We start from the raw sequence: 14,203 nt of genomic DNA on the forward strand, positions 1-14,203 counted from the left end.
TGCGATGCCTGCCCTGCAACCGGTCGCGCCGCCCGGCCGGCCCGAAACTCACCCCGCCAGAAGATCGGCCATGATGGCGATGATCCGGCGATGCTGGCGGGCGTGGCGGGTGCGCAACGAGGTGGCGGCGTAGACGATCTGGGCAATCGGCGGCGCGTCGGCCACCAACCGCGCCGTGCCTTCGGCCTGCAATTCGGCGGCGGTCGCGGCCGTGACATAAGCGGCTCCGCCGAGGCTGCGCAGCAGGCCGGCGATCGCCATGTTCTGGCCGAGCGCCAGCGGCGCCGCCGACAGATGCGGCAGCGCGAGGCGGTGGGCGCGGTCGAAGGCCGGCGAATAGACTGCTTGAATATACTGTTCCGGGCGGATGCCGGCGATGCCGGTCTCCGCGGTCGAAACCAGCAGATACGGCATTTCGCCGATGCGCTCGTAATGCAGGTCCGGCAGGTAATGTGGCGTGTAGAGGATGGCGAGATCGAGATCGCCGGCCCCGAGATCGCGGTTCATCTGGCCGGAATAATCCACCTCCACGTAAAGGGAGATTTCCGGCAGGTCGGCGCGGATGGCGGCGAGCCAGCGACCGGCCAGCCGCTCGGCGACGTCATGCTGCACGCCGATGCGCATCGAGCGCTCATAGGCGCCCGCACTTTCCACCGCCCGCGCCGCCTCGTGCCACTGGTGTTGCAGGGCGCGGGCATGGTCGAGGAAACGCAGGCCCGAGGCGGTGGGCGCCGTGCCGCCCTTGTTGCGGGTGAAAAGCTTGCGGTTGAACGTCGCCTCCAGCGCTTTGATGCGATGCGAGACGGTCGATTGCGTCAGGTTCAGCCGCTCGGCGGTGCGGTTGAAGCTACGCGTCTCCATCAGGTCGAGGAAGGTTTCGATGAGTTCGATCTGCATGTTGCAAAACCCGATACGATAGGCGTTTTTGCCGTGGTCACGGCAATCTAATCGAATTCTTCGATCAATAAAGCCGTTTCCGCCGCTTGATGCGCATCAATTTCATTGCCAAGACTTGTGCGCAAAACAAGGGAACGAATGCATGTCGGAATTGCCCTCCTCCGCCCGGGTCGTCATCATCGGTGGCGGCGCCGTCGGCGCCTCGGCGCTCTATCATCTCGCCAAGGCCGGCTGGACCGATTGCGTGCTGCTGGAAAAGAACGAACTGACCGCCGGCTCCACCTGGCATGCGGCCGGCAACGTGCCGACCTTCTCCGCCTCCTGGTCGATCATGAACATGCAGCGCTATTCCGCCTCGCTGTATCGCGAGCTGGGCGCGCTGGTCGATTACCCCATGAACTATCATATCACCGGCTCGATCCGCCTCGGCCATTCGAAGGAGCGGCTGCAGGAGTTCAAGCGCGTCGTCGGGATGGGGCGTTACCAGGGCATGGATCTCGACATCCTCTCGCCGGAGGAGATCAGGAGCCGCTATCCCTTCCTCGAAACCCACGACCTGACCGGCGCGCTCTACGACCCCTATGACGGCGACATCGATCCCGCGCAGTTGACGCAGGCCTTGGCAAAAGGCGCGCGCGACCTGGGCGCGAAAATCATCCGTTTCTGTCCCGTCACCGCTGCGCGTCGGGAAAACGACGAATGGGTGCTGACGACGCCGAAGGGCGAGATCCGCTGCGAATATGTCGTCAATGCCGCCGGCTATTACGCCCGCGAAGTCGGAAAATTGTTCGGCCGCGACGTGCCGATGATGGTGATGAGCCATCAATACATGCTGTTCGAGGAGATCCCCGAACTCGCCGCCTGGACGAAAGAGGTCGGCCACAAGCTGCCGCTGCTGCGCGACGTCGACAGCTCCTATTACCTGCGGCAGGAAAAATCGGGCATGAATCTCGGCCCCTACGAGAAGAATTGCCGGGCGCATTGGGTGACCGAGGACGACCCGATGCCGGAGGATTTCTCCTTCCAGCTTTTCCCGGACGACCTCGAACGGCTGGAATGGTATCTGAACGATGCGGTCGAGCGCGTGCCGATCCTCGGCACCGCCGGCCTGTCGCGAGTCATCAACGGCCCGATCCCCTACGCGCCCGACGGCAATCCGCTGATCGGCCCGATGCCGGGCGTGCCCAATGCCTTCGAGGCCTGCGTCTTCACCTTCGGCATCTGCCAGGCCGGCGGGGCCGGCAAGGTGTTGGCCGAATGGATCACCGAAGGGCAGACGGAGTGGGACATGTGGTCCTGCGATCCGCGCCGCTACACGGATTTCGCCGCCGACCCGGATTATTGCGTCGCCAAGGGCATGGAAATCTACGGCCATGAATATGCGATGCATTTTCCCAAGCATTACTGGCCGGCCGGTCGCGACAAGAAACTGTCGCCGATCCATGACCGCATCGCCGCCCTCGGCGCGCAGTTCAAGCCTTACAACGGCTGGGAACGGGCCATGTGGTATGCCAAGCCCGGCGACGATACCTCCGAAGAATCCACGCAAACCTGGAACCGCGAGGGGCCGTGGAACCCGCGCATCCGCGAGGAATGCCTCGCCGTACGCGATGCCGCCGGCATTCTCGATCTGCCGGGCTTCTCGCGCTTCCGCGTCAAGGGCGAAGGCGCGACCGAATGGCTGTCGACGCTGACGACCGGCAAACTGCCGAAGCCGGGCCGCATCGGCCTTGCCTATTTCGCCGACGACAAGGGCCGCATCGTCACCGAAATGTCGGTGATGATGCTCGCCGACGATTTCCTCTTCCTGATCACCGCCGCCACGGCGCAATGGCATGACCGCGACTGGCTGCTGAAGCACATGCCGGCCGATGCCAAATTCACGCTCGACGACGTCAGCGACGCCTTCACCTGCCAGATTCTGACAGGCCCGAAATCGCGCGACATCCTCGCCGAAGTCACCGATGCTGATCTCGGTAAGGGATGGCTGACGCATCAGTCGGCGCAGATCGCCGGTATCTGGTGCCAGCTCGTGCGTGTTTCCTTTGCCGGCGAACTCGGCTGGGAGATTCACACCAAGGTCGAGGATACGCCCGCCGTCTTCGATGCCGTCTGGGCGGCCGGGCAAAAACATGGCCTGAAACCCTTCGGCATGGAGGCGCTGGACAGCTTGCGCATCGAAAAGGGCTATCGCGCCTGGAAGGGCGATCTTTCCACCGATTACACCGTGCTGCAGGGTGGGCTTCAGCGTTTTGTCGATTGGGGCAAACCCGATTTCAAGGGCAAGGCGGCGCTGGAGCGCGAAAAGCAGCAGGGCGTGGCGAAACGCTTCGTCACCCTCGTCGTCGCATCAGGCGATTGCGACGCGCCCTACATGTCGACGCTCTGGCATGACGGACAGGTGGTCGGCGAGACGACCTCGGGCAATTGGGGCCACCGCGTCGAAAAATCGATCGCGCTCGGCATGCTGCGCGCCGATCTGGCGGTGCCGGGCACGCGGGTCGAGGTGGAAATTTTCGGGGAGCGTTATCCGGCGGTGGTGCAGGAAGACCAGCCGCTCTGGGATGCGAAAAATGAAAGACTGAGGGCTTGAGGCGATGAAGGCTATTCCCAGCAAAGCAAGGGCCGTCATCATCGGCGGCGGCGTATCGGGCTGTTCGGTGGCCTATCATCTGGCCAAGCTCGGCTGGACCGACGTGGTGCTCTTGGAGCGCAAGCAACTCACCTCAGGCACGACCTGGCATGCGGCCGGCCTGATCGGCCAGCTGCGGGCCTCGCAGAACATGACGAGGCTCGCCAAATATTCCGCCGACCTCTACGTCAAGCTGGAGGCCGAAACCGGCATCGGCACCGGCATGAAGCAGAACGGCTCGATGACCGTGGCGCTGACCGACGAGCGGAAAGAGGAAATCTACCGCCAGGCCTCGCTCGCCCGCGCCTTCGATGTCGATGTGCGCGAGATCTCGGTCGATGAGGTCAAGGCCATGTATCCGCATCTCAACACGGCGGATGTGAAGGCGGCGGTGCATCTGCCGCTCGACGGCCAATGCGATCCGGCCAACATCGCCATGGCCTTGGCAAAAGGCGCGCGCCAGAACGGCGCGACGGTGATCGAGGGCGTCACCGTGCTCTCGGTGCAGCAGAAGGACGGCCGCGTCACCGGCGTCACCTGCGAGCAAGCAGGCGAAATCTACACCATCGAAACCGAAAACGTCGTCAATGCCGGCGGCATGTGGGGCCGCGATCTCGCCGCGCAATCCGGCGTCACCGTGCCCTTGCATGCCTGCGAGCATTTCTACATCGTCACCGAGCCGATCCCCAATCTCAAGCAGCTCCCTGTGCTGCGCGTGCCGGATGAATGCACCTATTACAAGGAGGATGCCGGCAAGATGCTGATCGGCGCCTTCGAGCTGAAGGCCAAGCCGTGGCCGGCCAAGGGCGAAAAGATCCGCGCCGATTTCTGCTTCGATCAGTTGCCGGAGGATTTTGACCACTTCCAGCCGATCCTCGAAAACGCCATCAATCGCATGCCGATGCTGGAGACGGCCGGCATCCACACCTTCTTCAACGGCCCGGAAAGCTTCACCCCCGACGACCGCTATTACCTCGGCGAAGCGCCGGAGCTCAAAGGTTACTGGGTCGCGGCCGGCTATAACTCCATCGGCATCGTCTCCTCCGGCGGCGCCGGTATGGCGCTGGCGCAATGGATGAACGACGGCGAAGCCCCCTTCGACCTCTGGGAAGTCGATATCCGCCGCGCCCAGCCCTTCCAGAAGAACCGCACCTATCTGCGCGAACGCGTCTCGGAAACGCTAGGGCTGCTCTATGCCGACCATTTCCCCTATCGCCAGATGGCGACCGCCCGCGGCGTGCGGCGCACGCCGCTGCATGAGCACCTGAAGGCGCGCGGCGCCGTCTTCGGCGAAGTGGCCGGCTGGGAGCGCGCCAACTGGTTTGCAAAACCCGGCCAGGAACGCGAATACCGCTATAGCTGGCAGCGGCAGAACTGGTTCGAGAACCAGCGCGAGGAACATCTGGCGGTCCGCAACGGCGTCGGCTTCTTCGACATGACCTCCTTCGGCAAGATCCGCGTCGAGGGCCGCGATGCCATGGCTTTTCTCAACCGCATCTGCGCCAACCAGATCGACGTCGAGCCCGGCCGCATCGTCTATACGCCGCTGTTGAACCAACGCGGCGGCATCGAAAGCGACCTGACGGTCACAAGGCTTTCGGAAATGGGTTTCCTGCTGGTCGTGCCCGGCGCAACGCTGCAACGCGATCTTTATTGGCTTCGCAGGCATCTCAACGACGAATTCGTTGTTATCACCGATGTCACATCAGCCGAATCGGTGCTTTGCGTCATGGGGCCGAAGGCGCGCGAGCTGATGAGCCGTGTCAGCCCCGACGATTTCTCCAACGAAGCGCATCCCTTCGGCACGGCGCGCGAGATCGAGATCGGCATGGGCCTCGCCCGCGCCCATCGCGTCACCTATGTCGGCGAGCTCGGCTGGGAACTTTACGTTTCCTCCGACCAGACCGCCCATGTCTTTGAGACGCTGGAAGAGGCGGGAAGCGATCTGGGCTTAAAACTCTGCGGCATCCATACGCTGGATAGCTGCCGCATCGAAAAGGCCTTCCGCCATTTCGGCCATGACATCACTGACGAGGACCATGTGCTGGAAGCTGGCCTCGGCTTTGCGGTGAAGACGGCCAAGGGCGACTTCATCGGCCGCGACGCCGTGCTGCGCAAGAAGGAGGCGGGGCTGAAGCGCCGGCTGGTGCAGTTCAAGCTCACCGATCCGCAGCCGCTGCTGTTCCACAACGAGGCGCTGGTGCGCGACGGAAAAATCGTCTCGACCATCACCTCGGGCAATTACGGTCATTATCTCGGCGGCGCCATCGGCCTCGGCTACGTGCCCTGCGAAGGCGAAAGCGCCGATCAGGTGCTCGCCTCGTCCTACGAGATCGAAATCGCCGGCACGCGCGTCAAGACCGAGGCCTCGCTGGCGCCGATGTACGATCCGAAGTCGGAGCGAGTCAGGATGTAGGTCAAGGCTGGCGCAGGCTCCCTCATCCGGCCTGCCGGCCACCTTCTCCCCGTTGGGGAGAAGGGAGATATAGGAACCGCAGCATTCCCTCTCCGCATAGGAAGGGCCAGTGACATTCCCGTCTCTTCATCGCCCCAGAGACGGGAAGCCTTCGCCACATCCCCTTCTCCCCTCGGGGAGAAGGTGGCCGACAGGCCGGTTAAGGGCTTGGCACAATGCATCGATACCCGCGCGCCGGAACGCGACACCATTCCGGCCTGTTCTTCCAAGGAGACAACCCATGCTCGCGCCGGAAAGCTTTTATCACAGTGCCTCGCAGGATCGCATCGACCGGCTGGTGGCGGCGCATAAGCCCGGCCATGCGCTGGAACGCCCCTTCTACATGGACCCGGACATTTACGAGCGCGATCTCGAACGCGTCTTCTATCGCCATTGGCACTGTCTGGCGCATGAAAGCGTCATTCCCAATCCCGGCGATTTCGAAGTCTTCAAGCTTGCCTCGGAAGCCGTCATCCTGTCGCGCGCCAAGGATGGAAGCATCCATGCCATGCTGAACCTCTGTCGCCATCGCGGCGCCGAGGTTTGCACCAAACCGAAAGGCAACGCCAAGGCCTTCGTCTGCCCCTATCACGCCTGGACCTACGGCAATGACGGCGCGCTTAGGGCGGCACGGCTGATGCCCAAGGATTTCAGGCGCGAGGAGCATGGGCTGAAGAAGCTCCATGTCCGCACCGTCGAGGGCCTCGTCTTCATTTCCTTCGCGAAACAGCCGCTGGATTTTTCCGAGGTGGAAAACCTGCTGCATGCCACCGCCGGCCAGTATGGCTGGGGCCAGGCGAAGGTGGCGCATCGCGAGATGTATTCGATTAACGCCAACTGGAAGCTGGCGGTCGAAAACTATGTCGAATGCTACCATTGCGGCCCGGCCCATCCCGAATATTCGCAGACCCATGCGCTGGAACAGCCGCTGCACATGATCGAGGAGCTGAACGCCAGGATGGAGGCGCGCACCTGCGCGCTCGGCATCGATATCGGCGCCGGCGACCACTGGCAGACCTCGAAGAACGGCAGGGAAGCGATCCATGCCTTCCGCTATGCGCTTTATGACGGCGTCAAGACCGGCAGCAAGGACGGTTCGGCGCTCTCGACGCTGATGGGCCGTTTCAGCGATTTCGACGGCGGCGTCACCTCCGTCCATCTCGGCGGCACAACCTTCCTCGTCTGCTATGCCGACCACGGCATGATCTACCGCTTCATTCCCCGCAGCGTCGATGTCTGCGAGATGGAGCTGATCTGGCTGGTGGACGCCAAGGCTGACGAAGGCCGCGACTACGACCTCGAAAAACTCACCTGGCTGTGGAAGGTGACCACGGACGAGGACAAGGCGATCATCGAACATACCGCCCGCGGCGTGCGCTCGCACTTTTATGAGCCCGGCCCGATCGCGCCGATGGAGCAGAACGAGTTGCGCTATATCAACTGGTATCTCGATGAGGTTTCGCGCCCCTGATCGGCTCTACAGGAGAGGACGGCATGGAAAAATATGCATTCCGGATGCGACTGCATCCCGGCAAGGCGGCGGAATACAAGGCGCGCCACGATGCCATCTGGCCGGAACTGGTCACGCTGTTGAAGGAGGCCGGCGTTTCCGATTACTCCATCCATCTCGACGAGGAGACCGGCCTGCTGTTCGGCGTCCTCTGGCGCAGGGACGATCACGGCATGGCCGCCCTGCCGGCGCATCCGGTCATGCGGCGCTGGTGGGCGCATATGGCCGATATCATGGAAACGAAGCCGGACAACGAGCCGGTTGCCGTCCCGCTGCCCACCCTGTTCCACATGGACTGACGTTCCCCGGGGAACAGCCGCCCCAGCCGCTTTCCGGATAATTCTCGCCTCAGACGATGCTGGCGCCGACATTGACGGCAAGGGCGAGGATGGTGGTGTTGAAGAAGAACGAAACGGCCGAATGCAACAAGACGAGGCGCCGCATCGGCATGGAGGTGACGGAAACGTCCGCCGTCTGCGCCGCCACGCCGATGGTGAAGGAAAAATACAGGAAATCCCAGAAAACCGGCTCCTGTGGATTGTCGGGAAATTTCAGCCCGCCGCCACCATCCTGCCCGGCATAATAGCCATGGGCATAGTGAACCGTGAACAGCGTATGCAGGAACAGCCATGAGATCAGGATCGTCGCCGCAGCAAGCCCTCCACGCCACAGTGCTTCGCTTGCACCCGCATCCTTCAGTCCGTGCAGTTCCACCGCGATACCGCCCATGCTGGCCAGCGTTGCGCCGCTCGCCAGAATGAGCAGCACGACATCGGAGGAATCGAGATCGGCGGCGCGATGGCGGATGCGGGTAACGCTCGCCGTCAGCATCCGCCGCCAGGTGAGCACGACATAGACGACGGCGCCCGCCACCCAGCTCGTCAGCAGATTGTCCGTCGACCAGACGGCGGAGGTCAGCAGGAAAACCGCGATCCCGACGACCACGCCGACCACGATGCTCTGGTGCCGGCGCATGAAGACCAGCGGCGTCAGCCGGCGGGAGGGAAGGTTGCTGTTCGGATCCATGCGTGACCTTTGTGCGCGATGCCCTTGGTCTAACACGGCTTTTCCCCCTCGACAAATACGAACGCCGGCGGCCTTCCGGCCACCGGCGTCATGCTTCGAAAATGGCGGGCGGCCGATCAGGCGGCGGCCAGTTCCTTCTTGACGAGCTCGCGCAGCGCACCGAGATCCTTGGCGAAGGCGCGGATGCCTTCGGAGAGCTTTTCGGTCGCCATCGCGTCTTCGTTCATCATCCAGCGGAAAGTCTTTTCGTCGATATTGACCGGCGCGTCGGCGGTGATCGCGTCGGGCGAGAGCTTGCGCTCCAGCTTGCCCTCGTCCTTGGCCAGTTCATCGAGCAGCGCCGGGCTGATCGTCAGGCGGTCGCAGCCGGCCAGCGCTTCGATTTCGCCGGCATTGCGGAAGGAGGCGCCCATGACGATGGTCTTGATGCCGTTCGCCTTGTAGTAATTGTAGATGGCGCGCACGGAAACGACACCCGGATCCTCCTCGGCCGTGTAGTCCTTGCCGGTCGACTTCTTGTACCAGTCGAGGATGCGGCCGACGAAGGGCGAGATCAGGAACACGCCCGCATCGGCGCAGGCGATCGCCTGGGCCTTGCTGAACAGCAGCGTCAGGTTGCAGTCGATGCCTTCCTTCTGCAGCACTTCCGCCGCGCGGATGCCTTCCCAGGTCGAAGCCAGCTTGATGAGGATGCGGTCGCGCTCGATACCGCGCTCCTTGTAGGCGGCAATGATCCGGCGCGCCTTGGCGATCGAGGCTTCGGTGTCGAAGGACAGGTCGGCATCGACCTCGGTCGAGACGCGACCGGGAACGAGGTTGACGAGGGCCGCACCCACGGAGATCGCCAGACGGTCGGCGACCGAGGCGACGACGGCGTCATCGCCGCCATTCTGCGACTTGCCCCATTTCACCGCTTCCTTGACGGCGTCGGCGAACATCGGCGTGCCCAGCGCCTTCAGCACGATGGTCGGGTTGGTGGTGCAATCCACCGGCTTCAGGCGGGAAACCGCCTCGATATCGCCGGTATCGGCGACCACGGTGGTCATGTCGCGCAATTGCTCAAGCTTGGAAGTCATCTCGCAAATCCTCCTGGATATCCGGGACCATGCCTGCGGTCTACATGCACAACGCTCGACCTTGGGGCAGGTTCGTTGCCCCGGACTATCGACCGCATCTGCGGGAAAAGTCAAGAACATTTGCCTACCAAGATTGACATAAGTGTCAGACTACCCAATATTTCGCCACAAAGATTTTGGCGGGAGGCTTCGTGGTCAAGCTCAGACGCGGCACGCATACGGCCCTCTCCGAGGCGAATTCGCTACGGCTCAGGGCCGCCTGGCTCTACTACAACCAGGGCCTGACGCAAAAAGACGTGGCAAGCCAGCTCGGCATCAGCCGCACCACCGTCATCCGCCTGCTCGATGAGGCTATGAAGCGGCAGGAAGTGCAGATCTGGATCAATGAGGGCATCGACGATTGCGTCGAGCTGGCGATCAAGCTCGAGCGCGCCTACGGGCTGGACGAAGCGATCGTCGTGCCGGCACCGGCCGTCGCCAATGCCGAGACACTGGCCAAGGGCGTCGGCGTGGCGCTCGGCCAGTTCCTGTCGGAGGTCATCGTCGACGACATGACCATTGGCGTCGGCTGGGGGCGGACAATGACCGCCTCGCTCGCCAGCTTTCGCCCGCCGCGCCGGGAAAACTGCAAGGTCGTGTCGCTGCTCGGCGGCATCGTCGCCGTGCATGTCACCAACCCCATCGATTATTCCTGGCGCTTAGCAAGCCAGCTCGGGGCGGAATGCTACATGTTCCTGGCGCCGCTGCTGGTCGATTCGGTCGAGACCAAACGCAACCTCATCGACAGATGCGGCCTCGACCGCGTCTATCGGCTAGCGGAAAAGCTCGACCTCGCCATCGTCAGCTGCGGCGATATCGGGCCGCATTCGACGTCGCTGTCGGAGGGCTGGATTTCCAAGGCGGAGCTGAACGAGCTGATCGCCGCCGGCTGCGTCTGCGACACGATGTTCAATTTCCTGGATAAGGACGGCAATTCCGTCGATCACTCGATCAACCAGCGGGTCATGTCGATCGATCTCGACACGCTGAAGAAGGCGAAGCATATCGTGCTGTCCTCCGGCGGCACGCATCGCGCCCAGGCGATCCGCGCCACCATCCGCCGCATCGGCTGCAACACCCTGATCACGGATGAAAGTGCGGCCCGCGCGCTTCTGGATCTGGCGGAGCCGCCCGCCGAGGCCGAAATCACGGCGGACGAAAAAGTTTAAACCTGTGCCGATTCCCAGCCGAGCATGGCGCGCTTGCGCGTCAGGCCCCAATGATAGCCGGTGAGCGCCCCGTTCTTGCCGAGCGCCCGGTGGCAGGGCACGACGAAGGAGATCGGGTTGCGCCCGACCGCCGCGCCCACGGCGCGCATGGCGGTCGGCTGGCCGATGTCGTGGGCGATGTCGGAATAGGTGACCGCCCTGCCGAGCGGAATCTTCAGCAGGCTTTCCCAGACACGCACCTGGAAATCCGTGCCGATCAGCACGACGCGCAAGGGACGGTCGGCGCTCCACTGTCCGGGCTCGAAAATGCGTTTCGCGTATTCGGCCGTCGCGGCACTGTCTTCCACATAGGCGGCATTCGGCCAGCGGCAGGTCATGTCGTCGAGGCAGGCCTTTTCCTCGCCGGGATCGGCGAAGGCCAGGCCGGCGAGCCCGCGCTCGGTCGCCATCACCAGCGCGATGCCGAAGGGCGACGGGTAGAAACCGTAACGGATCGTCAGTCCCTGGCCGCGCGCCTTCCATTCGCCCGGCGACATCGCCTCGTGGGTGACGAACAGGTCGTGCAGCCGGCCGGGGCCGGACAGGCCGACCTCGATCGAGGTTTCGAGCAACGGCATAGCCTCCTGCCGCAGAAGGCGCTTGGCATGGTCGAGCGTTACGGCCTGCAAGAACCCTTTGGGCGACAGACCGGCCCAGCGGGTGAACGTCTTCTGCAACTGCGTCGGCGACTGACTGAGTTCGGCGGCAATTGCCTCCAGCGACGGTTGGTCGCGATAATCGGCGCTGATGAGTTCGATCACTTGGCGAACGGTCTCGTACTCGGAGCCGTCCGGGGTGATGTCCTTTTCGAGAGTGGCAACGATATTCATGGGTCTATCTCCTGAAAGCCGAGAAAACACCCTTTGGCGGCTGGATACCACCCGTTTCTTGCCGCTACGGAACTAAACGCGTCGCTTGACGGTTGCCAAAGCGCCGGTCAGGGCGCGTGCGAAGCTTTCGCGGTCGTCGGGATTGAGGAAAGAGCCGATATCGGTACGCTGCCCCTCGCCCGTTACATGCATGGAAACGATGCCGATCTCGGAATGGCGGCGCACGCGAAACCGCGCCCAGAAGGGATTGAAACGATGCTCCACCATGCGCCCCGAAGGCGCGAACTTGCGGATCGACAGGCGGGTGCGCGACACCGTCACTTCCTCGCGCGCCTTGCCGGAATAATAATTGAGCAGGAAAGCGCCCCAGAGCAGCAGAAAATCAAGCCCGAAGAACAGGCCGACCGGCCAGGCGCCCGAGACCAGAAAAAACACGCCATGCCCGAAACACAGCACCCCGGTCAAAAGCAACAGCACACGAAAGCCCTTCGCACCGAGCGAGCGGTATGGCACGAGTTCGGCGGCGAAGACCGGCTGCTCGTTGGTTGGATCGGCGTTGCCTTGGGCCATGATGCAAGATTATAGCATGTTCATGAAAAATCCGAAGCCGCAATCCAGCACCCAAACCTTGAAAAAGTCAATTGCCGCACCGCGCCGCAAGCCGGCCTTGGCGAAGAGCGCCTATAGCAAGGCGGAGGTGAAGGAGATGTTCCGCCGCTTCTCGGTGCAGAGGCCGGAGCCGACCACCGAGCTGGAATATATCAATGCCTTTACCCTGCTGATCGCCGTGGTGCTCTCGGCGCAGGCGACCGATGCCGGCGTCAACAAGGCGACGCGCAAACTTTTCCAGATCGCCGACACGCCGGAGAAAATGCTGGCGCTCGGCGAAGACGGCGTGCGCGAGCATATCAAGACGGTCAACCTGTTCCGCAACAAGGCCAAGAACGTCATCGCGCTCTGTCGGCGGATGATCGACGAATTCGGCGGCGAGGTGCCGGGTAACCGCGAGGATCTGATGTCGCTGCCGGGCGTCGGGCGCAAGACGGCGAACGTCATGCTGACCACTTTCTTCGGCGAGATCGCGCTGGCGGTCGATACGCACATCTTCCGTATCGCCAACCGCATCCGACTCGCGCCCGGCAAGACGCCGGACGAGGTCGAGCAGAACCTGTTGCGCACCATCCCGAAACATTACCTGCGCCATGCCCATCACTGGCTGATCCTGCATGGCCGCTATGTCTGCAAGGCCCGTCGCCCGGAATGCGAGCATTGCATCATCGCCGATCTCTGCCGGGCGCCGGAAAAGACCTGCGACATCCCCGCGCCGCTGGTGGAACTGCCGTCCCAGCACGCTCCCGCCTGACGGATCAGGCGAAACCGTCGCGCTTCGACAGCATCTTGTGCAGATGCACCATCAGCGCGGCCGCAAACAGCGGCGTCAGCAGGTTGACGATCGGGATCGCCAGGAAGGCGGCGATCAGCAGTCCCGCCGCAAACACCGTTCGGCCATGGCGGGCGCGATAGTCCCGCGCCTCGGTCGGCGTTCGAAACCGCATGGCGGCGAACTCGAAGAATTCCCGCCCGAGCAGGTAGCCGTTGACCAGGAAGAAGGCGACCAGGTTGACGCCGGGCACGAACAGAAGCAACAGCGCGACGATATTGCCGACGATAAGGACGCCGAGAAAGCCGATCGAACTGCGCAGCGCCTTGAACAGCGGCAGCGCCCGGCCGGGCGGATCGGCGGGATAATCGCGTTTTTCCACCACCTCCGCGACATCATCGAGGAACAGGCCGGCGATCAGCGCCGTCACCGGCGAGATCAGCAAGGCCAGCGCCAGCGCCAGCCCGATGCCGGCGAAGATCGCGAAGACGAAGCTCAGCCAGCCGGCCCAATCGGGAATGCCAGGCAGGAAGGCATCGATCCACGGTAGCGCGAAGGCGATGAACAGGGAGCGCAGGCCGAACCACAGGCCGACCAGCACCACCAGCGTCAGCCCCAGCACTTTCCAGAACACCGCGCGCGTTTCCGCCGCGAACAGATTGACGAGAGCCAGCCTCGCGGCGTCGATGATCATGCGCACTTCCTTCGTGGTTGCGCCCCACGATTTAGGCAGCGCCGGCGATGACGGCAAGGGTGTCAGGCGTCGGAATCTATCCAGACCGGCGCGACCGGCAGGCCGGCCGCCACATGCTCGAAATAGCCCTCGATGATCCGCTTGGAGCGGGCGATCACCTGCGGGTCGTCGGAGATCAGCGTCACCGTCAGCCCGTGCTCGCCCGCCTGCAGCCGCGCCATGCCGCCGCCCGGAAGCGAAACCTGCGAACAGCCGCCGCCGGCATCCGGTTCGGTATCGGTGAACTCCCGGGACATCTGCTGTACGTAGCGCATGGCGAGCGGCGTTTCGAAAGTCCCGGTGGCGATCGGCATCGGTCACTCCTGCTGGCGCAGTTCCGGAAGATCAGGCCGGCCCGGAAATGCGAAACTATCCCCTGGTGCAAGGTAGCAGGAAAAATCGGGATGCCCAACCGG

13 protein-coding genes are annotated in these 14,203 nt (G+C 63.2%); 6 read left to right on the top strand and 7 right to left on the bottom strand.

Going from position 1 to position 14,203, the window contains the following annotated elements; genetic code table 11:
• Positions 1-48: 48 nt before the first annotated feature.
• Positions 49-897: a LysR family transcriptional regulator gene (locus tag P7F60_RS20975; RefSeq protein ID WP_277919642.1), complete on the bottom strand. Its 849-nt coding sequence runs from the start codon at positions 895-897 to the stop codon at positions 49-51.
• Between the two features lie 142 nt (positions 898-1,039).
• Between P7F60_RS20975 and P7F60_RS20980 the strand changes: the two genes are divergently transcribed.
• The 4 genes from P7F60_RS20980 to rhaM all read left to right on the top strand — a co-directional run bounded on the left by P7F60_RS20980 (position 1,040) and on the right by rhaM (position 7,793).
• Complete coding sequence (locus P7F60_RS20980) at positions 1,040-3,490, top strand: FAD-dependent oxidoreductase (protein ID WP_277919643.1); 2,451 nt, start codon at positions 1,040-1,042, stop codon at positions 3,488-3,490.
• 4 nt (positions 3,491-3,494) lie between these two features.
• Positions 3,495-5,945: an FAD-dependent oxidoreductase gene (locus P7F60_RS20985; RefSeq protein WP_277919644.1), complete on the top strand. Its 2,451-nt coding sequence runs from the start codon at positions 3,495-3,497 to the stop codon at positions 5,943-5,945.
• A gap of 280 nt (positions 5,946-6,225) precedes the next feature.
• On the top strand, positions 6,226-7,455 hold the full coding sequence (locus tag P7F60_RS20990; RefSeq protein ID WP_277919645.1) for an aromatic ring-hydroxylating dioxygenase subunit alpha: 1,230 nt from the start codon (positions 6,226-6,228) through the stop codon (positions 7,453-7,455).
• A 23-nt stretch (positions 7,456-7,478) separates the two neighbouring features.
• The gene (gene rhaM / locus P7F60_RS20995) at positions 7,479-7,793 is read left to right on the top strand and encodes an L-rhamnose mutarotase (RefSeq protein WP_277919646.1); all 315 of its coding nucleotides are present in this window, start codon (positions 7,479-7,481) and stop codon (positions 7,791-7,793) included.
• Between the two features lie 49 nt (positions 7,794-7,842).
• Here the strand turns inward: rhaM and P7F60_RS21000 are convergent, their stop codons facing one another.
• Together P7F60_RS21000 and tal are read right to left on the bottom strand one after the other, a co-directional pair.
• Entirely contained in the window at positions 7,843-8,520 is a 678-nt protein-coding gene (locus P7F60_RS21000) for a DUF1345 domain-containing protein (RefSeq protein WP_277919647.1), read from the bottom strand.
• Between the two features lie 116 nt (positions 8,521-8,636).
• Positions 8,637-9,596: a transaldolase gene (gene tal / locus P7F60_RS21005; RefSeq protein ID WP_277919648.1), complete on the bottom strand. Its 960-nt coding sequence runs from the start codon at positions 9,594-9,596 to the stop codon at positions 8,637-8,639.
• Between the two features lie 191 nt (positions 9,597-9,787).
• Between tal and P7F60_RS21010 the strand changes: the two genes are divergently transcribed.
• Positions 9,788-10,804, top strand: a complete 1,017-nt coding sequence (locus P7F60_RS21010) for a sugar-binding transcriptional regulator (protein ID WP_277919649.1) — start codon at positions 9,788-9,790, stop codon at positions 10,802-10,804.
• Here P7F60_RS21010 and P7F60_RS21015 read toward each other — a convergent pair.
• Together P7F60_RS21015 and P7F60_RS21020 are read right to left on the bottom strand one after the other, a co-directional pair.
• Positions 10,801-11,673, bottom strand: coding sequence for a bifunctional helix-turn-helix domain-containing protein/methylated-DNA--[protein]-cysteine S-methyltransferase (locus P7F60_RS21015; RefSeq protein ID WP_277919650.1), 873 nt, complete (start codon positions 11,671-11,673; stop codon positions 10,801-10,803). The genes P7F60_RS21010 and P7F60_RS21015 overlap by 4 nt on opposite strands.
• A 72-nt stretch (positions 11,674-11,745) precedes the next feature.
• Complete coding sequence (locus P7F60_RS21020) at positions 11,746-12,243, bottom strand: DUF2244 domain-containing protein (protein WP_277919651.1); 498 nt, start codon at positions 12,241-12,243, stop codon at positions 11,746-11,748.
• A 22-nt stretch (positions 12,244-12,265) separates the two neighbouring features.
• Between P7F60_RS21020 and nth the strand changes: the two genes are divergently transcribed.
• On the top strand, positions 12,266-13,036 hold the full coding sequence (nth, locus tag P7F60_RS21025) for an endonuclease III (protein WP_277919745.1): 771 nt from the start codon (positions 12,266-12,268) through the stop codon (positions 13,034-13,036).
• Between the two features lie 4 nt (positions 13,037-13,040).
• Here the strand turns inward: nth and P7F60_RS21030 are convergent, their stop codons facing one another.
• On the bottom strand, positions 13,041-13,748 hold the full coding sequence (locus P7F60_RS21030) for a sulfate transporter family protein (RefSeq protein WP_277919652.1): 708 nt from the start codon (positions 13,746-13,748) through the stop codon (positions 13,041-13,043).
• 62 nt (positions 13,749-13,810) lie between these two features.
• Positions 13,811-14,101 (bottom strand): hypothetical protein, encoded by a 291-nt coding sequence (locus tag P7F60_RS21035; RefSeq protein WP_277919653.1) that lies wholly within the window; start codon positions 14,099-14,101, stop codon positions 13,811-13,813.
• Between the last annotated feature and the right edge of the window lie 102 nt (positions 14,102-14,203).

The organism is Rhizobium sp. YJ-22 (assembly GCF_029601685.1).
GTDB lineage: Bacteria > Pseudomonadota > Alphaproteobacteria > Rhizobiales > Rhizobiaceae > Metarhizobium.